This is a genomic window from uncultured Campylobacter sp., assembly GCF_937997405.1.
Taxonomy (GTDB): Bacteria; Campylobacterota; Campylobacteria; order Campylobacterales; family Campylobacteraceae; genus Campylobacter_B.
Genome location: NZ_CALKTL010000164.1, coordinates 13589 through 33861, shown reverse-complemented (window position 1 = coordinate 33861; position 20273 = coordinate 13589). Strand labels below are relative to the sequence as shown.

The following is a 20273-nucleotide window of genomic DNA, read 5'->3' as shown; positions in this document are numbered from 1 at the left end:
TTGCGCTAAGTCTTAGCGCCGCAGATCTTTCAGATAGCTGCAAAGAGTACTTCGCAGATCTTGATAAGATGGTTGATACCTACAAACAAGCGGGTCAAGAGCAGCAGGTCAAGATGTATGAGGATCAAAAAAAGCAGTCTATGGATCAGATCAGCGCACTTCCTAAGGAGCAGCAAGAGGCCACTTGCAAACAAGCTAAAGAGATATTTAAGCAAATGATGGATCAGATGAAACAACAAGGCGCTATGAAATAAATACCTTCGCGGGCACGATGATGCCTTCTTCAGTCGCGGCGATGCGATATCGTCGCGACTAATTCTTTTTAAACTCACACTTTTATTTTAAAAATTTTTAAATTTTAAAATTTGGATGTTTTATCCTCGTTGCTTTCGGGGCTTGCTAAGAATTTCAGATTTGATATTTAGCTTGTTGCAGGAAGTCAAAACCAATAAAGCGCTCACCGTCGTTAAAATGCTTCGCAAGGCGACGCATCTTGGCATGGCGCCTGCAGCACACTGAAGATTTACGAGCCGTTTTGGCGCGGCTCGAAACAGCGCCTCATCAATATGATGAATTCGAGGCTCGGTTTAAGCGTTATTTTATCGCGATTTAAAATAGCCGTGGCTCATAGATAGAGGGAATTCGCGTCTCAGTTTGCCGCTCTGTCTATGAAATTTACGGCCAAAAACATCTCGCAAAATCGCCTTGGATTTTAATCCTTAGTAACGATCGCGCCGTTTTTTATTTCGTGCACGCAGACATTTCTGTGCAGCTCTTTATCGGCATCTAAAGTATAGTAGTGCGTTGTTACTGTGCAGCGTAAATCGGCGTTGATGACGAACTCCTGCTTGGCGCGCATCGGCGGCTTGCTTTTACCGCAGTGCACGTAATCGGCGTAAATTTCGCGACAATCGCTTATACGAAATGCGTCGTTTAAAAGGCACATAAAAACATATTCGTGCCCGTGCTTGCTATCTTGGAAATCCCCCAGATAAAGCCTTAGCAGAATTGTTTTGGCGCTCTTTTTTGGCAAACGACAAGCCCTTATGTCTTTGATTCTCTCCCAATACGCGCTTAGATTGTCGATTAAAAAATTCTCCTTTGCGAACGAAAACAGCTCATTTTTATCAAGTAAATTTTTATCGATAGCCGCTAAGGGTGAAATTTCTCCCGGATAGCGTATCGGCAGTTGCGCGATCGGCAGATCGTCGTAAATATCTTTCATACTCTGATAAATCTCCGGTCGCGGCGCATCGCCTCCCTTAGCCGCAGCATTTTCCATGCCGCATAGCGCAAGTAGGCACAGCAAAAATGTCCACACCTTCTTCATAGCATTCCCCCTTATTTCGATCGCGACCTCTTTGCTTCTGATCATACTGCAAATTTTAAAGCCTTAATATGAAGAAAAAAGATCAAAAATCAAAGTGCCGCTTTTACAGCCATCCTTAACTATCTTTTTCTATTCTGCCCTTGCTTTTGGGCTAATTTAATCCGAGTCCTCTTGTTCTTGCGTGAAACGGACGATGCGCAGCTATTCACCTTCCGTAGCCTCTTCGGTGAAGCTAACGATGTGCGGAGCTGCGATGCGCGCGTAATCCTGCGCGTTTAGGATGATCGAGTGATCAAGCAGGCCCGCGTTGAAAGCGATCTCTTCAAAGCGTCCGAACAGCGACGGATCGGCGATTAGCAGCAGCTTGTCGTGGAAGCTAAAAGGCGGCACCGAGCCGATGACGCAGTCCGTGAGATCGCCCACTTCGTCGGGGCTTACGAGCGATGCTTTCGTGCCGCCGAGCCCCTCTGCCAAGCGCTTTAGATCGGTTTTATGATCGGCTGCGAAGACCGCTAGGACGTAAATTCTGCCGTTTCTACCCGCGGGTTTGTCGCTAGGAAGCTTCAGCTGCTGCGGTACGTTTGCGCAGATTTGATCGGCGGTTAAAGCTAAATTTCCCGCGCAGGCGCCGTTTTCGCAGCCTTGAGCGCTCGCAAGGGCGGAAGCGTCGAGATTTTGCGCGTCATCGGCGCTTGCTAAATTTAAATTTTGCGAAAAAGAAATTTGCCCGTCCTTAAAGCCCTTGATCGTGCAAACCAGCGCCTTTGCGCCTTGTCCTAGCTGCGTGCCGCGGATTTTGGCGACTTCGGCGGAGGTGCCCGCGCTTTCGTGAGCTACGACGCGGAAGCGCGCCCCCTGCTGCGTCAAAAGCTCTTTTAGGCTTTCAAAAATTCTCTCTGACATGCTCTCTCCTTGAATTATACTGAAATTTTAACCAAACGACCCATCGATGCCGAAATTCCATTCTTCGCCGTAAAATTTATCTCGCCTGCGCGCAAAACCATTGCGCGATGAAAGATCTATTACATGGCGGAAATTCCGCCATGCATAAGCTCGGTCCGCCCTGCTTCTTGCGAAATTATTTCATCTTGCGGATTTTAGGCTCTTTGCTCTCTATGAGCTCGTAAATTTTAAGCTCGACCTTAACGTCTTTGGGCGCCAAAATTCTAATTTCGCCGCCGTCGTAGGCGAATGGATGCGTGAGCTCGTAATAGATCCGCTTCTTTTGCTTCTTACCGTCGCATAGCATCAGCGTTTGAGCAAGCTCATCGCCGCCGCTAAACTCGTAATAAAGCCCGTCCGCGCCCTCTTTTTGCTCTATTTTGCCGCCGATCAGATACGCGTCGTTGCAGTCGGCTTTGATCTCTTTGGAAAAGACCGCTTCGACCTTAAACTGCTGCGGCGGCATCTTTGACGGCGTTAGCTCAAAGACGTTTAGCTGCTTTTGCGCCTCGCCGCCGAACAAAAACAGCGGCAAGAGGAAGAATAAAACGCTTTTTTTCATTTTTTACTCCTTGAAAAGATATTTTTATTCAAAATTTTAGCGAAATTTTTACACATTAGTCTGAAATTTCAATCAACTTCGTTTTTGCCTACAATACAGATGATGTCTTTTAGCGCCTCCACCTCTGATTTTAACGCCTCGCTATTGGTTTTTTGCGCGGCGCTCTTTTTGTTCGCTAAATTTTTGCTAGAGCTTTGCGGCGAGAGCTTTTTGCGCGAGTTTAAAGCTTTGACGGCGTCGCGCGATATTTCGCCCTGCGTCTGCGCGGTGGAAATTTCGCCGCTAGCCCTGCCCGCCTTGCTCGTGCGGCGGCTTAGCACGCTTTTGACGCGTATCTTTTGGCCTGCGTAAAACGCCTCGCAAAGCCCGCCTTGCGCCTCATAGTCCGTTACTTTGACGCTGCCTTCTTGAAATTTATAAAATTTCACCCGTTTTGCTCCTTGTAGTTCCTCTGCTCCGCGCCATACGTCGCCCTGCGCGTCCAGATCCGCGAGCGCAAATGCGCCGTCTGCCGCCTTATACATATTGCCGAGCCTTATCGGTATGCGTTCGCCGCTCTTTTTGGTAAGCACGAAGCCGATCTTTTCGCCATCTTTTGGGCTCTGGCGGAACTGCCCCGAGAAAAATGCCGTGAAAAACGCGACCTCCTTGACCTCGCCGTCGGTGCCTAGGTACCTCGCCCAGCCATCTTCGGGCACGTCGATCTCGGCGACATCTCGTCCGTCCTTTGCGCCGCATTTTAAGCCCGCGCAGCCGCTAAGCGCTAATGCTGCAAGCGCGGCTAAAAATAAGTTTTTCATATTTTCCCTTCAAATAAATTTTGGCTCAGAGCAGGGCGCCCGCCCCGCCTCGGTGCGTAAATTTGCGCAAAATAGGGCGCGCTAGCTTGCTCGGGGCTTACGCTATTGCGCTTCAAGGCGTGCAAATACGCGCGAGATAAGTGGTAGCGCGGAATTTTAACGTCGCTAGGCGCCTTTTGCAAGCGCTTTGCGGCAAATCCGCTCGAAACTCTCAGGCACGCAAAGCCCGTATTGCGGCTAAATTTATCAAGCCGACGTTGCCCAGATGCGTAAAAATCGCCGTCCGCTCGCCTCAAACGAGCACTCCTGCCAGTCCCAGTCGTTCTCGCCGCCCATTGCGAAATTTTCAGGCTCGCCTGATAGGCCAGCCGCGCTCAAAGCAGCCGTTATCCGCTCCTTCATAAAATCATCGGGCTCGCTCGGCGTAAATTTTTCAAATTTTATCTCGTAAAGGGAGGCAAGCCCAAAGTCCGCGCGTACGAGCTTGCCGCACTGCTGCGCGAACTCTGCGGCGCTACATTCGTGCTTTGGGGCGTAGTACCAAACCTCCAGCTCCTCGATGCTTTCGCCCTCAAATTTTATGGATTTTATCATTTTGACCCCATTTCGATCGTCGCGGCGGTTTAAATTTCGTCGCTTAAATTTTGTTTGCACTCATGCGGCGCAGGTCTTACGCACAGGATCAAACTCTCGCTGTTCGGCGCGAGCGCGCTGCACAGGCAAATTTTAAATTTGATCCGCCGCGCTTCAAATTTGCACGCCGAAGTCCGCCCGCATCCCCTCTTTGCCCCTCGGCGTAAAATAGCAAACGACGTAGCAGAGCATTCGGTCCTTGCAGTCGTATTTGGCTTCGAGGCCACGGGTAATGCGTGCAAATTCCTGCGGCGGCTTGTCCGCAAAGGCGCCTCGCAGCTCCTCTGCGGCGATATGTCTCGGGCTAAGGAGCAGATACGCTGCGCCGCCGTCCTCATCCTCGCTTATCGCGCGTAAAATTTCACCGCTCGCGCGAACCCGCCAGTGTTCCTTGCCGTCCCACTCGCGCAGGCTTAAAACCGTCGTACCGCCGTCAGCGTCCAAAGCCTTTTCGTTTGGAATTTGAGCGCGTAAGGAGCCTTCATTTAAACTCTCCTCGCTCGCGACCTCGATAAAAACGTCCGTGCCGAGCAGATAGCCGGTCCGCTCAAACTCGCTTTCGTACTCCCGGCCGTCAAATTTAGCGGCAAATTCTCGCACCCGCTCGTCCGCTTCGCAGCCGAACATCATCGCGTCGCTATCTGAAATTTTAACGATATAAGGCTCGTTCATGAGACTTTCCAAATTTTATTGCGGCTCGCATTTTCCGTAAACCCACTCGCGAGTTTCGTTTAGCTTAAACTCGCCGTCCTTTAGAAAATACTGCTTGCTGCTTTTGATCGCGTTTTCGCCCGCGGCTATGTAGTCGCCGATGAAGCCGCGATCCAGGACGTCGTGCGCTAAAATGCCCCGCTCAAAGACGTTTTGCGTCCTTTGCGTCTCGTGCCATTTGCCGCTCTCATCAGGCTCGCGCAGGATGATGGAGATGTTATTACCCGCTTCGTCGTAGTCGTAGATGTATTCGTACTGCTTGCCATCGGAGGCCGTGCGATTTTTTATCACGTTGCCGCGCGCGTCGTAGCTAAACTCGTTTTCAAACACGACCTCCCAGCGTTGCGATTCCTCGCGCCAGAGCTCGGTTCGCTCGCGTAGAAGCCTGCTTTCCTCGGTCTCCTCGTGCACGTTTTTGTAGTACTCCCTCCACTCGTTTTTTGCGGCGTCCCAGCGCGATCTTAGCTCGCTAAAGCGCTTATACTTGGGCTCGATCTTGCGTAAGACCTTTTCATCGCGCTCCCAGGCGCCGTCGCGCCATATAAAATTTATCTCGCTGCGCGTCCCGTCCGCGGCCGTAAAGACGGTATGTTTTGTAAGCGGCACCCATTTGCCGCGCCACGCGTAGCCTTCGGAGCCCGCGTAAGCGTCGCCGTTGTAGTGATATATCGATTTTTCGTACGGCACCCATTTTTTCGCTTTGGCGTTCCATTCATAGGTCGATACGAAATTGTTTCTGTCGCTTTCATCGACAATCCTTTTTGTAAGGTATGTCGGCGTCCATCTGCCCTTTTTTAGCGTGAAATTTTGCAAAATTTCCGTTTTGCCCTCGCGCTTTTCGACGGCTTTTTCCCCGTCGTATGGCTTGCCGTCCTTGCTTTGCAGGCTGAAATAAATTTTTGAGCCATCCTTTGCGATCTCCTGCTTGCTCATCGCCGTTTCGCGCAATTTATTTGCGTCCGCGTCCCAGTCGTATTCGATATTTTCGATCTCGCGCTCGCCGCTTTCGTCAAATTTGCTAAAGCTTTTCGATACGGACGCTCCCTCTTCGCTGCTTTTTCTGTAAATTTTTTCTAAGCGGCGGGTTTTGGCGTCGTAGTTTTGGCTCACTTCATATTCGTAGCGCGGCAGGGCGCCGCCTTCTGTTTTATAGCTCGTCTTTTGCAGACAAATTTTATCCGCCGCCGCGTGTTTTGCTGCCGTCTCGGTCGCGCCCGCAGGCATCGCAAGCGTTAACGTCGCCGCCAAAATAGAGCCTGCTAAAACTGCCGCTCGAACTCGAAGCTTGTCTGCCGAAACCGCCGTCCGCGCCTTAAAAGCGCCCGCCGAAATAATCGCTCGCGCTTTTAAATTTGCCGCCGCAAAATCTGCCGCACCCTCGGGTGAAATTTTAAAAACACCTCTCATGACCGCTCCTTTTATTGTCTAAATTTTAATCCATGCTACGTCCGCTAAATTTAAACGCAAAGCTCGCGCGGCGCCGCGTCTGTTAAATTTAAACGCCGCGATGATAAAATTTAACTGCAGCACTCGCGCAAGGACGCGCAGATAAAATTTAGCCGCGAAATTTTACCGACGCATCTTCAAACGCTACTTTATCTTTTTATATTTCCACGTCTGCTCCGTTATGAGCTCGGATTTTCCGTCTTTAATCTTAAATTCCTTAAAGCTCGTTATCGCGTAGATGCTAGGCATCTCAAACATCATGAGCGCGGCTCCGTACCCCACGCTATCAGCCGGGATTGCGGTATCGTAAGTAGCCTCCGAGCGCCCCGATTGCACCCATTTGCCGCTCGCATCAAGCTTGTAGATATCCATCGCGGTATTGCTGCCGTGCTCGTCGTAGCTATAGACGTATTTGCCGCTACTGGAATTTGATTCGTGGCTTTGCACGAGCGGGCGCTCGCCCGATTTGTCGTAAATTTCGCCGTTTGAGTAGCTTTTGACCCAATCTTTAAGCTGCTCATCCCACAGATAAGAGGTCATATTAAGATCCGCGCCCTTCTTGATAGCGGTCTGTTTGCTCATATTATCCCACACGCGCTTCTCGTCGTTCCAGATGAAGCTCGTAACGACCTCCTCGCCCTTTGCGGCGTCAAGCTCATGCTTACTCATCGTCGCGTTTTGCCACGCGCCGTTTTGAAAAGTGCTGCGGATCTGCTCGTAGCTGCCGTTTCGATCGCCGTTAAGCATCTCTCGCTCGCTATTTTGCCACGCGCCGTTTACAAACTCGTAGCTCACGTATCCGCTCATCTCTCCTGAGCCGTCATAGAAAATTTCGGTCTTATCTTTGGGCTGCCAGCTCTTGCCGTCCCATTTGAAGCTTATCGTAAGCTTCTCCTTATCCCACGCGTTTCTTACGGATCTGCTCATGCTCTCTTTATGCCATTTGCCCTTTGCGAGCTTATATCGCACATCTTCGGTCGCGTTGCCGTCGTAGCTGGAGACGGTTTTACTCGCATTGCGCGTGCCGTCGTCCGCTATTGAATTGCTCTCGCGCGTCGTGATGCCGTCTTTGACGCTTTCCGTGTAGTCTTCTATTTTTTTCCACTTGCCGCTTTTAAGATCAAGGTTAAATACTTCAAATTTAACCATATCCCCCTTTTCGTCAAAGTAACTGATCTCTTTGTAGCTAGAGCCTAGGCCGTCCGAGGAGTTCGTATCTCTTATCTGCTCCAGCTTGCGCGCCGCCGCGTCGTAGCTTAGATGCGTGCTCTGCTTGCGATCTCCGAGTGAGCTGTAGCTCATACTTTGCACCATATACTCATACTCCTTGGCGAACGCCGCCGCACAGAGCAGCGCAAGTATCGTAGCGAGCTTTTTCATCCTCTCTCCTTGGAAAAATTTTGATAATTATATAATGTTCGTATATAAAAACGGATAAATTTCGCTGCGCGGCTAAATTTAAAAACTTCGATTTTTAGGCGGTAGCGGTGGAATTTTACGTCGCCAAACGGCTGGAATTTTAGCAATATTTGATCTGATTTTGTGTTAGTTGTCGATAGAATTTATGCGAAATAGAATTACGTGCGAGCTTCTGCTAAATTTTAAACAGATCTAGGCTGATTTATATCAAAGCTTCACTGCGTGCCGTTAGTGATAAAATTCTACGTAATAAAATTTTAAATTCACGCGCAGATTTTCTTTAGGAGATAAAAATGCAATACTAAATTTTTGGCAACTCAAAATTTTAAATAATGCCGATTTTTCAAAAGTGCCGCTGATTAAGCGATACTAATCGCAGAAGCTCTTATCCGTGTCATTTGCTTTGCGCTTGGCTAGGAAGTCCGCCTTTTTAGCGGGGTCTGCGAAAAACTCGTCCTGCCTAAGCAGCGCGGCGTCCATTTTGTCCTCGGCTGCCTTGAGCGCAGCGGCGCGATCTACGAAGTGCGATGGAAATTTCTCATCAAATATCGCTTTATACGGGTGCGCCTTGACCCAGTCCCTGGCGCGTGCCGCCGCATCGCGCTGTTTAGCAAGATCGCAGAATGCATATGGATTTACCACGTTGCCGACTAGCTGCAAAAATGCCGCATTCGCGGACTCAGTCTCGCGAAACATCTCGTCCTTGATATCGATGACGCGAGCGAAGGTTAGGAAGCGATTTTTGCCCGCGTAGAACCAAAACACCGCGTCGTCCTTAAGCCCCAGATCATAAGCGCGTGCAGCGACCGTCATCAGCGTGGTCGGAGCGACCATGTCCGGGGCGTCTTCGATGATTTTGATCGCCTTTCTTAGGCTCGCCACGTCGTTTTTCATCAACAGATCGTCGATCGGCTCGTAAACATGCACGTATTCGGGCTTACCATCCTTAGCCGAATAAAACGGCGAAACATAGATGTCGATCGAAGTGATTTTTTCCACTTTATCCTCACCCTGGGCGCTCAAAGTCGCAGCCGCCGCCGCACAGAGCAGTAGTGAACGAAATTTTTTCATGGTCTCTCCTTCGGTTAAATTTTATAAATTTGCTTCGTAATTATATCTTGAAATTTAAGAACGCGAGCTTGATTTTTAACGAATATATTTTTGCGGAATTTTAATTTTTTTGCGGCGGCTTTATTTTCTTTTGATCCGGCTTCGGCGCGACGCTTTACGCGGCTAAATTTAAGCGCCGTTAGTCGTAAAATTTAGCTTATAATTTAGATTGCTTAGCTAAATTTTTCCGTTTGCGCTTAATCCGAAAACGAATTTCGCCTTTACGTTTAAATTTCATCGCCGAAAAAGTCGCCGTCGATGTCGCAAATCTCGATATTTTGCCGCACTTGAACGCCGAGTTTATATTTTATCATCAGTTCCGCCAGTCGTTCGCCGTCAATCAGAACAATCGTGTAATTTTGCATGTTTGCGGCGCATCTTGCGGCATCTTTGCTAAATTTTGACGTCGTGATAAATACACCCTTTTTGGTCTGCTTATCCGATATCGCGCCTACGAATTTTTGAATTTCAGGACGCGAAACCGCGCCTTGCCAGCTTTTAGCCTGGACGTAAATTTGCGATAATCCAAGCTCATCTTCATCTATAATACCGTCTATACCGCCGTCCGCGCCGTTTTTTGGTTAGTCTGCCTACTCCGTAGCCCATTTTTTCGAGCAAGCATGTCACCAAATACTCAAAAAAGCTCGGCTTTTTTTGTGAAATTTCGTCTAAAATTTGAGATTTTAGATTTTTTGCGAGCTCGTTTGTTGTCTCGACGATGATGTCGATAGGCGTCTTTTCTTGCGTCACGATTTGCGAGATTTTGGTGCTTGGAGCGCTTTTGTTTTTATAAATTTCATCGTACCAAGCCTCAAATTTTGCCTGAGCGTCTTTACTTTTTAGCATTTGTTTGCCAAGATCCGTTATCTCGTACACGCCTCTACCTGATCTTTTGATAGGCTTTTTAACGTCAGGTAAATTTACAACTTCTTTATTTCCTGCAAAGTCCGATAACGCTCAGCTTGCACGGTTAACATATACAAGCATGCCGCTAGGTATCCTCTGTAAGAGTTAGTCGTCGTTAAATTTATAGCTTTGTAATGAACTCGAAAATTTCTTTTCTGTCTGACTTGCCGCGCTCGCCGATAAATCTTAAAATCGGAAACATCATCTCTTTGTAGCTTGGTATCATCGTTTTTCTCCTAATTTTTTACAATTTTACCTCTCTAGGCCTGCAACTTAAAAACTTCAAATTTTACCACCAAATTTAATGTTGCGCATTAAATTGATCCTGAAGACCCGTTTTCGCCGTGTCGCGGTAGAAATCGATCTGATCTTTTTTGATGATGCGGATGTAGTCGGTGCTGCCGGGATGGCCGCTTTGAAAGCCCGCCGTCATCACGTAGGTGCCGCCTTCTTCGATGAGCCCGCGCTGCAAAGCCTCGCTTATGATACGTGCGAGCAGCGAGTTGATGCTCGTTTTTTCCCTGACCATCGCGGGATTTACGCCCCACACGAGACTTAGCGCGTGCGCGGTCTGCTCGTCGTGCGCGATTGCGATGATGTCGATTTTAGCGCGGTTGCGTGCGAGTTTGATCGCCGAACGCCCCGAGCCCGTGATCGAAAGTATCGCGCCCGCGCCCAGCCTTGCGGCAAGCGCTGCGGTGCTTGAGGTGATCATATCGGTCTCGTCGTAGAAATCGTAATCGTTAAATTTATCGTAAGGATAGATCTTTTCGGTCTCGCGGATCGTCTCGCTCATCGCGGCGACTACGGCTGCGGGATTTTTGCCGATGGCGCTTTCTTCGCTTAGCATCACGGCGTCGGTGCCGTCGAGCACGGCGTTTGCGACGTCGCTGATCTCGGCTCTGGTGGCGCGCTCGTGCTCGGTCATACTAAGCATCATCTGCGTGGCGGTGATGACGGGCTTTGAGCGGGCGTTGGCAAGAGCTATGATGCGCTTTTGGATGCGCGGGATCTCATAAAACGGCATCTCGATGCCCAGATCTCCGCGTGCGACCATTATGCCGTCGCTTGCTTCGATGATCTGCTCGATGTTTTCTACAGCATCAAATTTCTCGATCTTGGCGTAAATTTTAGCTTTTGAGCCCAGCGAGTTTAAAATTTCACGCACGCGCAGGATGTCGTTTTGAGACTGCACGAAGGAGATGCCTACGAAATTTACGCCGTGCGCCGCGCCCCAGCGCAGATCCGCGAGGTCTTTTTGCGTGATAACGTCGATATTTAGGCGGGTGTTTGGGAAGTTTACCCCTTTATTTGAGCTTAAAAAGCCGTCGTTTTCGAGCACTGCTTGCACGCCTTGCTCGCTTACTGCGACTACCTTGGCGCGGATCGAGCCGTCGTAGAGGTAGATAAACTCGCCCGTCTTCATCAGCGGCAAAATTTCTGGGTGGTTGATACACAGCTCGTATTCGCCTTCCGCGCTCTTTTTGCCGATGATTTCGCGAGGAAGGAAGGTGATTTTATCGCCCGTTTTTAGTTTAAAATTTTCCTCGAGCTTGCCGACGCGGATCTTTGGGCCGCTGATGTCCTGAAAGACGCCTACGCGCACGCCCAGGCTCTTTTCTACGGCGCGAATTTTGTTTAAATTTGCCTCGTGATACTCGTGCGTGCCGTGGCTGAAGTTCATCCTAAAGGCGTTGCAGCCCGCCTTTACCATCGCGCTCATCATCTCTTCGCTGTCGCTTGCGGGCCCGATGGTCGCTAAAATTTTGGTTTTTTTAAGCATCTTTTCTCCTTTAAATTTAAAATTTATCGCCGCATTGGGCGAAATTTTGCGCAAAATTTTGAAATTTCTAAATTTTAAAATTCGCTAGACGAAGGAATTTTAGAATTCTACGGCACGGCGAAATTTTAAAATTTCATAACTTGCAGTGCAGGTTAAATTCTAAAAATTCGCGTTTGAATGAAATTTTAAAACTCTCTAGATGTGAAGCGCGAGCAAAATTTTAAAATCCTCGCCGAAGTAAAATTTCAAAATTCTTGCCCGAGCGAAATTTAAAAATTCCTCTTTATTGCATCATTTCCGCGTCAAATTTTGCATCATCAAAGCTCGCTCCTAAATATTCGCAGGCGCTTTTTGCGTCGCGAAGTGCGTTGCCTAGGCAGCTCGTAGCGCCGGGACTTGGGGTCATATTAAAGATAATCCCCGGATTTTCGCCTATTCTAGCTTCGCCTAAAAGCAGCTTTTTTTGCGAGTGTGAGATTACTTGCGGACGTACGCCGCCAAAGCCCTTGGCGTAGTAAATATCCTCCTCGCGGATGCTAGGTATGATCTTGCGCGCATTTTTGACGAAAAGTTTTTTGCCTAAAATCGGTATCTCAAAGCCTATATTGCGGATTAAGAAGTCCCTTACCTCGCTATCGCCAAAATTTTGCCAAATGACCTTGGCTACGTCCATGTCAAAATTTAATGACTGAAAAAATTCCGGCACCGAACGACAGCCCTTGTAGCGTTCAAGCTTCGGCATCGTAAGTGCGGTAGGGCCAAATCTCGTGCACCCGTCCGCCAAAAGATCGGGATCGCCGTGAAGCGCGGCAAATGGAAGCTTTGGGTTTTGCACCATGTAAACCTTGCCGTTTAGAAGCTTTTGCTTGGTTAGATAGAAGCTGCCCGCAATGCAAATCGTGCTAAGATCCTGCCCCAGCCCCATTTTGTGCGCTAGCCACAGCGAGTGGGCGCCCGCATCTACGACTACGAAATCAGCACTTAGCGAGAGTCTATTTGCGGTGCGGATATAGAACTTATCGCCTACTTTAGTGATGTTTTGCACCTCGGTGTTTAGGTACAGATCGCAGGTTTTGCCTTCCGCGTTTTTAGCGTTTTGCACGAAGGAATTCGCCATCGCGCCGTAATCGATCGTCGTGTAAACTCCCGATTGTACGCCCATTGCTACGATATCCTCCGCTCGCTCCTCACCGCGCCCGTCAAAAACTAGCTTGGGCTCGATTTTTTTGAGCTCTTCCTTGTCGAAAAGCTGCAGATACGGATAAAGCTCTTTAAATTTCTCAAAGCGGTCTTTAATTAGCTCTACCTCACTTTCGCCCACGCCAAGAGCCATTTTCTGCCCCTGAAATAAAAATTTATTCTCATATCCGTGCTTTTGGCAATATTTCACGATCATATCCGCCTTGCGCTTGACTTCGGTCGCTTTTTGTAAATCGTAGTTGGTCTCGATGTCGCCGCAATGAATCGTCTGGGAATTTGCACTGGCTTTAGAATTTAGCGTCGCAAGCCCTTCGTATTTTTCAAGTAGAGCGATATTTTTGATCCCGCTAAATTCTGCCAGCACGTACGCTAGCGCGCTGCCCGTGATACCGCCGCCTATGATGATTACTTCGTAATGTTTTTCTTGCATGCCCTTTCCTTATCGAATTTGACTACAATTGTGCGAAAATTTCGCTTAAAAGCTAGTTATAAAAGCGTGAATTTAGATGATTTTATATAAAATTCGCACCATTTCATTTTGGGAGTAGTATATGAAAAAATCGATTCTTGTCGGATTAAGTTTGATTATAGCCACGTCGCTGTGGGGCGCAGATAAGAAAATTTATCGCCTTAAGCTAGCTCAGACTTACGAGCTTAGTATGCCTATCGTAGGCGATGTCGCCAAGCGTATGGCAGATCTTGCAGATAGTATGTCTGATGGCAGGCTGAAAATCAGCATCGACGCGCCTAGCAAACATAAAGCACCTTTTGCGATCTATGATATGGTCAAAAACGGACAATACGATTTAGGCTATACTGCGAGCTACTATTATAAAGGCAAAAATAGCGCGAATATGCTGTTTACGACCGTGCCTTTTGGTATGACGAAAGATGAGCAACACGCTTGGTATTACTTCGGTGGAGGCAAGGAGCTAGCGGATAAATTCTATGCTAAAAGCAATCTAAAGGTCTTTAATATCCTAAATAGTGGCATGCAGATGGGTGGTTGGTTTAAAAAAGAGATTAATACGCTAGACGATTTAAAAGGGCTTAAATTTAGAATTCCAAGCTTTGGCGGGGAGGTTATGAGCCGCCTTGGCGTCGCAGTCGCTACGATACCGGTAGGTGAGCTATATATGGCACTAGAGATGGGCACCATCGATGCGGTCGAGTGGGCAAGTCCTAGCTTTGATATACCTCTAGGCTTTCACAAGGTCGCAAATTACTATTATACGGGATGGCAAGAACCTGCTAGCGAGCAACAGATCGTAATAAATCTACAAACTTGGCAGAAGCTTCCTAAGGACTTGCAAAATATCCTAGAGGCTTCGATCGCAAAGGCGCGCGAATACGCAGAAAACGAGACGTTTTATAAAAATGTAATAATTTGGGACGAGATCAAAAAGAAATATCCAAACGTTCAGATTCGCTCTTTTTCGCCTGAAATTATGCGTGCGCTTCGCAAGGCGACGGATGAAATTTTAGCCGAAGAAAGCGAGAAAAATCCCGATTTCAAAGAGATTTGGGAGAGCCAAAAGGCGTTTTTAGCTAAAGCTAGAACGTGGACGAAGATGGGCGATTTTACATATATCGAAAAAACGGGCGACGTTGAAGCCGAGCAGAATTTTACCGCTTCGGTGAAAAAAATCTCTGTTCCTGAGCCCGTAAATAGCGCAGCCAGCGAGATAAATGCAAGCACTGCCGCACCAAAAAACGAGGATAATCAGACGAAATAGTGCTTCATTTTTTAGCTGTGTTTTTATGCCGCGCGGCTAAACTAAGCGCCAGATAAAGGTGTATGCGGCTTAAATTTGATCGGCAATTTTAGGCAATTTAGGCGAGGCGCGGGTGATTAAAATGCAGGTGATTTACTTATTGCAGCTGCGTAGCTCGGAGTATCTTTAAAATTTTAATTTATGAAAGCGGCGATGAAATTTTATCGCTGCTTTAGCATTTAAGTTAAGGCGCGTAATTCGAATCACTGCGTTTAAAGCCTAGTTTAAAAGCCGCTCGGTCGCCGCCGTACAAGGCTAAAATTTTATCAAGCTCCAAGCCTCCTCTTTTTTTGCTTTATTCTTTTATCTTTTGCGTTATTTAAGCTTGATATTCCGCCGTGCTCGCTTGCGGGCGACATTGAGCGAGGGAGAATTTAATCTTACTTTTTCATTTCGCGTAGTTAGCGGGGGAGCTTTGGCGAAGCGTGCCAATCTGAGATTTCAAATTAGTAGCGTTCATAAATTCCGCATTTTAAAATTTCAGCGCTTTTATCTTGCAAATGCCGCTTTTAAATGAAATTTGCTTTGGGTTTTTTCTATATAAAAGCGGCAAACTTCAAATAAAATGGCAAAATTTTAAAATTTACACGCTTAAATATCATAAGCAATGAAAATATAAAATTTTTGTCCTTCGGAGATTAAGTACAAAGCGCGTTAGGAAAAATTTTATAGGTCAAATTTCGTTTTAAGCGATTGCAAATTTAAAAGCTTGCGTGAAAATTTTTTTAAAGCCTGCTCTAGTTAGAATTTATCATTAAACTAGACGGGCTTAGCCTTGGAATTTCACCGCGTAAATTTTAAAATTTTGCGCGAGTTGAGCTTAAAATTTTAAAATTTCGATTCTACCTGTAAAAACTCTTAAATTTCACGGCTTAGAATTTTGATGCAGAATTTTGCTGCAACGCCACTTTTGGGCGCGCGATAAATTACACGACTGCAAAGCCACGTAGAATATTGAGCTAGGCTCGCTGCTGCAAGCCTAGCGGGTGTCGCAAGTTAAAAAGGCGCTACTGCAAAGCGCAAAATTTTATTTCAAAGCCTTAAAAAGCTCCACGCTATCGAGCTTCTCCCACGGGTATTCGTCATTTCCGACCTGTCCGCGCGCGGCGACGTCGGCGTAGAGAAAGCTTCCTTTGCCCGGGCGATCAAGGCCGAATTTATCGATGATCCAGCGCGGCGTGAGCGGGAATTTTTCAAGCACGAAAGCGGATAGCTCATCGTCGCTAGCCGCGCCTAAATTTGTCCCCATACAATCGACGCTGACGCTGACGGGCTTTGCCACGCCGATTGCGTAGCTGAGCTGGACGATGCATTTTTTCGCAAGCCCCGCCGCGACGATGTTTTTGGCGATATAGCGCGCCGCATAAAGCCCGCTGCGATCGACCTTAGTATAGTCTTTGCTACTTTGAGCGCCTCCGCCTATAGGGCTGTAGCCGCCGAAGCTATCGACGATCAGTTTGCGCCCCGTTAGACCGCTGTCGTGAAGCGAGCTGTGATTTACGTAGCGACCGGTCGGATTGATGTAGATGATCGTTTTGCTTTTGTCGTAAAGCTCCTTCGGAAGCCCCGCCGAATCGATCAAATTTCCGATCAGATCTCGGACGCGCTCGATACTCATACTCTCGACGCAAGGCGCGGAAACCACGATCGTATGGATGCTTTGCGGCTTACACTCCTCAAAATTGCTCTTCGTACCGTAATCAACCGTAACCTGCGTCTTAATATCGACGCCAAGTTCGTTGGGATGGGATTTTGCGTAGGCATAGACGTGATCGCAAAGAAGCCTCGCGTAGGTAATTGCCGCCGGCATAAAATTTTTCGTCTCGCAGCTTGCAAAGCCGAACATTATGCCCTGATCTCCGGCTCCGATCTCGCCGCCCTCTTGATCGACGCCTTGGTTGATGTCGGGGCTTTGCTGGTTTAAAAATACGTCCACTTGCAGATCCTGCGGATGCAGGCACTGCGCGCGTGTGAAATGAGGGTTGTCGTTGTAGCCGATCTCGCTAAGCGCGCCCTTTACGATGTGGCGGTAATCGTCGTGGGTAAAATCGATCTTAGCGTTTACTTCGCCGCCGATTACTACGTGTTTGCCCGCGATGAAAACCTCCGCCGCGACGCGCCCGTTGGGGTCCTGCTTTAAAATTTCATCCACGATGCTGTCTGCGATGATATCGGCGCATTTATCGGGATGTCCGGGGCTTACTACCTCGCTTGTGAAAAGATACATATCCGCTCCTAATTAGAATTTCGCGCCATTTTATCGAACGAGGTTTTAAGATTAACTAAAAATTACGAAATTTCGCCCAAATTTAAATGCGCTTAAATAAAATTTCGATATATTTCAAACGACGTTTTGATTGAAAGGTAAAAAATGAGTTCGATTCAAAAATTAGTAGCTAGCTACAAAGATAAAAATCTAGTTCTGCGCATAGTTACAGGCTTGATAATAGGCGCCATTTTGGGCTTTGCCGCACGTTCAGCGGCAGGCGATATTGCGGCAGAGCACACTTCGTTTTTAATAAACGTAGTAGCTTTTGCGGAAATTTTAGGAAATTTATTCGTAGGCGCCCTTAAAGCGGTAGCTCCGATTTTAGTTTTTATCTTGATTTTAAGCTCGATCGTAAATAAACAATACGGCAGTGCAAGCGGCTTAAAACGCGTGGTTGTTCTATATATCGTAGGCACCTTTTTAGCCTCGTGCGTGGGGGTAGCAGCCAGCTTTTTATTTCCGACGCAGCTTGCTCTAAGTAATGTCGGCGCAGCGGAAAATGCGGTTCCTGCGAGCGTTTGGATCGTGCTAAAAGATCTGCTTTTTAAGGTCGTAGATAATCCGCTAAACGCTATCGCGCACGGAAACTACGTAGGAATTTTAACCTGGGCGATAGGTCTTGGCGTCGCGCTTAAATTTTGTACTAATGAAACAAAGAAAATTTTTACCGATCTGAGCGAAGCGGTAACCAAAATCGTGCAGTTCGTAATCCAGCTCGCGCCGTTTGGAATTTTCGGCCTAGTAGCTTCTACCGTGTATCAAACTGGCGTTGATGCGCTGCTTGGATACGTACGAATCGTAGTCGTACTCGTAGGCGCGATGGCGTTCGTAGCCCTCGTGGTAAATCCGCTCATCGTCTTTGCGGTGATTAAGAAAAATCCATATCCGCTCGTATTTACCTGCCTACGCGAAAGCGGCCTCACAGCGTTTTTCACCCGCAGCTCTGCGGCGAATATTCCCGTAAATTTAAATTTATGCAAAAAGCTCGGCATCAGCGACGAGCTAAGCTCGATCTCGATCCCTTTGGGAGCTACGATAAATATGGCGGGCGCTGCGGTGGTGATCGCGATCTTGGCGCTTGCTGCGGCTCATACGCTCGGCGTGCGCCCCGATTTTTGGACGGCGCTGCTGCTTTGCGTGGTCTCGGCGGTCGGTGCGTGCGGCGCTAGCGGCGTGCCAGGCGGCTCATTGATGCTGATACCGCTTGCGTGTTCGCTCTTTAATATCTCAAACGACATCGCAATGCAGGTGGTCGCGATCGGCTTTATCATCGGCGTGATCCAAGACTCGGTAGAAACCGCGATTAATAGCTCCACGGACGTGATTTTTACGGCGATCGCGTCGCAAAGTATGCAAAAATAACTCACCTTAAAATTTTACCGCAAATTCCGCTTAGACGGCGGATTTGCGGTTTTTAAAATTTTACTTATTCTTTTTTGATAAAATTATCCAAAAATTTTAAAAGGAAATCGATGAATTGGAATTTAGGCGAGCTGTTTGTAAACGAGGCGGAATTTAGCGGCGCGATAGATATCGCATCCGCGCAGGCTAGGGATTTTGAGCTTAAATTTAAAGATAAGCTGCACGCCCTTAGCGCGGAGGAATTTTTGGGCGCGCTTAAGCTTTATGAGAGCATCAGCGAGCAGATTGGCAAGATAATGAGTTTTGCACATCTTAGCTTTGCGCGAGATACAAGTCTTGGGGCGCAGCAGGCTAAGACGGAGCAGGCTTGCAACGACATTTCGCAGAGCCTGCTCTTTTTCGAGCTCGAGTTTAACGAGCTTGACGCCACAAAACAGGACGAGTTTATCGCAGGGGGGGGGAGGGTCAGATACTATTTGAGCTTGCTTAAGCAGCGCAAGGCCCACCAGCTAAGCCTGCCGCAAGAAAGCGTGCTTTTAAAAACTTCGCCAGTAAGCGGCGAGGCGTTTTCGCGGCTTTTTGACGAGAGCATGGCGCGGATGAGCTTTGATTTTCGCGGGCAAAAGCTTGGCGAGGAGGAAATTTTAAGTCTGCTTCATAGCCCTGATCGCGAGGTGCGAAAGGACGCCGCAGCTTCGCTAAGTGCGGTGCTGCAGCAGAACTCCCACTTGCTTGGCTACATCTACAATATGATTAAAACAGATCTTAAAATTCGCTGCGAGCTGCGCGGCTACGATAAAGCCGAGGCGGTGATGCATGAGGAAAATCAGATAAATATCGCAAGCGTCGATGCGCTGATCGCAGAAGCGGAGCGAAGTTTCGCTCTGGTCGGCAAATTTTACGCCAAAAAGCGCGAAATTTTAGGCTACGACGCGCTGTATGATTACGATAGATACGCGCCGCTCGGCGGCGATGAGAGCGAGTTTAGCTTCGAGCAGGCTAAGCAGATCGTGCTAGCGGCGTTTGAAAAATTCAGCCCGAAATTTAAGCAGATTGCGCTGATCGCGTTTGAGCGAAACTGGATCGACGCAATGCCCACACAAAATAAGCAAAGCGGCGCGTTTTCGCATTCCGGCTCGCGCGATACGCACCCTTTCGTGCTTTTAAATTTTACCCGCAAGCGCCGCGACGTATTTACTCTCGCGCACGAGCTGGGGCACGCGATACATCAGTATCTAAGCTACGGCGTGGGCTATTTCAACTCCTTCACGCCGCTAACGACGGCGGAGACCGCGTCGGTTTTCTGCGAGATGCTGGTGTTTGATTATATGCGCGAAAATTTTTCAAATTTAAGCGGCTCGCAAAATTTAAAAAGCGCCGCCGCCTCGGACGGCTCGCAAAATTTTAAACGCGATGCTTCGCAAGAGGCTCAGGGCGGTGAAATTCCAAACGAGCGCGCCGTAAAACATGCCGCCTCGCAAGACTCTGCGGGTCCGAGCGAGCTTGCAGCAAGCGATACGGATACGCCCTCGCAGACCGCAAGCGACAAGGCCGCGCTAAGAGCGATGCTTGCGGCAAAGATCGAGGATATCTTCGCTACGCTTTACCGCCAGATCGGATTTACGACCTTTGAGCGGCGCGTGCATGCAAGCGCGGATGAGCTAAGCACGGGGCAAATAGACGAGCTTTGGATGGAGGAGTCGCGCAAGATGTTTGCGGGCGAGCTAATCTTGCAGGATCATTACAAAAGCTGGTGGAGCTACATCCCGCACTTCATCCACTCGCCGTTTTACTGCTACTCCTACGCCTACGCGCAGCTTTTGGTGCTTGCGCTTTACGGGTTGTATAAAAGCGGCAGGCTCGAAAATTTCGTTCAAATTTACACCGAGTTTTTAAGCTCGGGCGGCAGCGACGAGCCGCAAAAGCTAGTGGCAAAATTCGGCTTTGATATCAATAAAAGCGAGTTTTGGCGCATCGGTATAGAGCAGGTTGCGGCGCTTGTAGATGAGTTTGTGAGGGGTTAGG

The 20273-nt window shown here is 48.2% G+C and carries 18 protein-coding genes; 4 read left to right on the top strand and 14 right to left on the bottom strand.

Annotated features, from left to right (window positions below):
* Positions 1 to 254: DUF5339 domain-containing protein (locus tag Q0372_RS08915; protein WP_298104994.1), on the top strand; the 254-nt coding region annotated here is incomplete at its 5' end.
* Between the two features lie 458 nt (positions 255 to 712).
* Here the strand turns inward: Q0372_RS08915 and Q0372_RS08910 are convergent.
* From Q0372_RS08910 to Q0372_RS08850, 13 genes are all read right to left on the bottom strand, one after another.
* Entirely contained in the window at positions 713 to 1375 is a 663-nt protein-coding gene (locus Q0372_RS08910) for a hypothetical protein (protein WP_298104992.1), read from the bottom strand.
* A gap of 156 nt (positions 1376 to 1531) precedes the next feature.
* Positions 1532 to 2233 (bottom strand): YbaK/EbsC family protein, encoded by a 702-nt coding sequence (locus Q0372_RS08905; RefSeq protein ID WP_298104989.1) that lies wholly within the window; start codon positions 2231 to 2233, stop codon positions 1532 to 1534.
* A gap of 175 nt (positions 2234 to 2408) precedes the next feature.
* On the bottom strand, positions 2409 to 2834 hold the full coding sequence (locus tag Q0372_RS08900; RefSeq protein WP_298104986.1) for an ecotin family protein: 426 nt from the start codon (positions 2832 to 2834) through the stop codon (positions 2409 to 2411).
* A gap of 68 nt (positions 2835 to 2902) precedes the next feature.
* Positions 2903 to 3634, bottom strand: a complete 732-nt coding sequence (locus Q0372_RS08895; protein ID WP_298104983.1) for a hypothetical protein — start codon at positions 3632 to 3634, stop codon at positions 2903 to 2905.
* A 246-nt stretch (positions 3635 to 3880) separates the two neighbouring features.
* The gene (locus Q0372_RS08890; RefSeq protein WP_298104979.1) at positions 3881 to 4228 is read right to left on the bottom strand and encodes a hypothetical protein; all 348 of its coding nucleotides are present in this window, start codon (positions 4226 to 4228) and stop codon (positions 3881 to 3883) included.
* A 153-nt stretch (positions 4229 to 4381) separates the two neighbouring features.
* Positions 4382 to 4939 carry a hypothetical protein gene (locus tag Q0372_RS08885; protein ID WP_298104976.1) on the bottom strand — a complete coding sequence of 186 codons (558 nt, stop codon included), beginning with the start codon at positions 4937 to 4939 and terminating at the stop codon, positions 4382 to 4384.
* A 15-nt stretch (positions 4940 to 4954) separates the two neighbouring features.
* Positions 4955 to 6385, bottom strand: a complete 1431-nt coding sequence (locus Q0372_RS08880; protein ID WP_298104973.1) for a hypothetical protein — start codon at positions 6383 to 6385, stop codon at positions 4955 to 4957.
* Positions 6386 to 6568: 183 nt separating this feature from the next.
* The gene (locus Q0372_RS08875; protein WP_298104969.1) at positions 6569 to 7804 is read right to left on the bottom strand and encodes a hypothetical protein; all 1236 of its coding nucleotides are present in this window, start codon (positions 7802 to 7804) and stop codon (positions 6569 to 6571) included.
* 408 nt (positions 7805 to 8212) lie between these two features.
* Entirely contained in the window at positions 8213 to 8914 is a 702-nt protein-coding gene (locus Q0372_RS08870; protein ID WP_298104966.1) for a cytochrome-c oxidase, read from the bottom strand.
* Positions 8915 to 9180: 266 nt separating this feature from the next.
* Positions 9181 to 9468, bottom strand: a complete 288-nt coding sequence (locus Q0372_RS08865) for a restriction endonuclease (RefSeq protein ID WP_298104997.1) — start codon at positions 9466 to 9468, stop codon at positions 9181 to 9183.
* A gap of 22 nt (positions 9469 to 9490) precedes the next feature.
* Complete coding sequence (locus Q0372_RS08860) at positions 9491 to 9829, bottom strand: hypothetical protein (protein WP_298104963.1); 339 nt, start codon at positions 9827 to 9829, stop codon at positions 9491 to 9493.
* Between the two features lie 331 nt (positions 9830 to 10160).
* Positions 10161 to 11642 (bottom strand): pyruvate kinase, encoded by a 1482-nt coding sequence (pyk, locus tag Q0372_RS08855; protein ID WP_298104960.1) that lies wholly within the window; start codon positions 11640 to 11642, stop codon positions 10161 to 10163.
* 283 nt (positions 11643 to 11925) lie between these two features.
* Positions 11926 to 13272 carry an FAD-dependent oxidoreductase gene (locus Q0372_RS08850; protein WP_298104955.1) on the bottom strand — a complete coding sequence of 449 codons (1347 nt, stop codon included), beginning with the start codon at positions 13270 to 13272 and terminating at the stop codon, positions 11926 to 11928.
* Between the two features lie 121 nt (positions 13273 to 13393).
* On the opposite strand from Q0372_RS08850, the gene dctP reads away from it, so the two are divergent.
* Positions 13394 to 14578, top strand: a complete 1185-nt coding sequence (gene dctP, locus Q0372_RS08845) for a TRAP transporter substrate-binding protein DctP (RefSeq protein ID WP_298104950.1) — start codon at positions 13394 to 13396, stop codon at positions 14576 to 14578.
* Between the two features lie 1066 nt (positions 14579 to 15644).
* On the opposite strand, the gene metK is transcribed toward dctP, so the two are convergent.
* Positions 15645 to 16844 carry a methionine adenosyltransferase gene (gene metK / locus Q0372_RS08840; protein WP_298104947.1) on the bottom strand — a complete coding sequence of 400 codons (1200 nt, stop codon included), beginning with the start codon at positions 16842 to 16844 and terminating at the stop codon, positions 15645 to 15647.
* Positions 16845 to 16988: 144 nt separating this feature from the next.
* Between metK and sstT the strand changes: the two genes are divergently transcribed.
* On the top strand, positions 16989 to 18248 hold the full coding sequence (gene sstT, locus Q0372_RS08835; RefSeq protein WP_291936613.1) for a serine/threonine transporter SstT: 1260 nt from the start codon (positions 16989 to 16991) through the stop codon (positions 18246 to 18248).
* A gap of 110 nt (positions 18249 to 18358) precedes the next feature.
* Complete coding sequence (locus Q0372_RS08830; RefSeq protein WP_298104944.1) at positions 18359 to 20272, top strand: M3 family oligoendopeptidase; 1914 nt, start codon at positions 18359 to 18361, stop codon at positions 20270 to 20272.
* Position 20273: the final 1 nt, after the last annotated feature.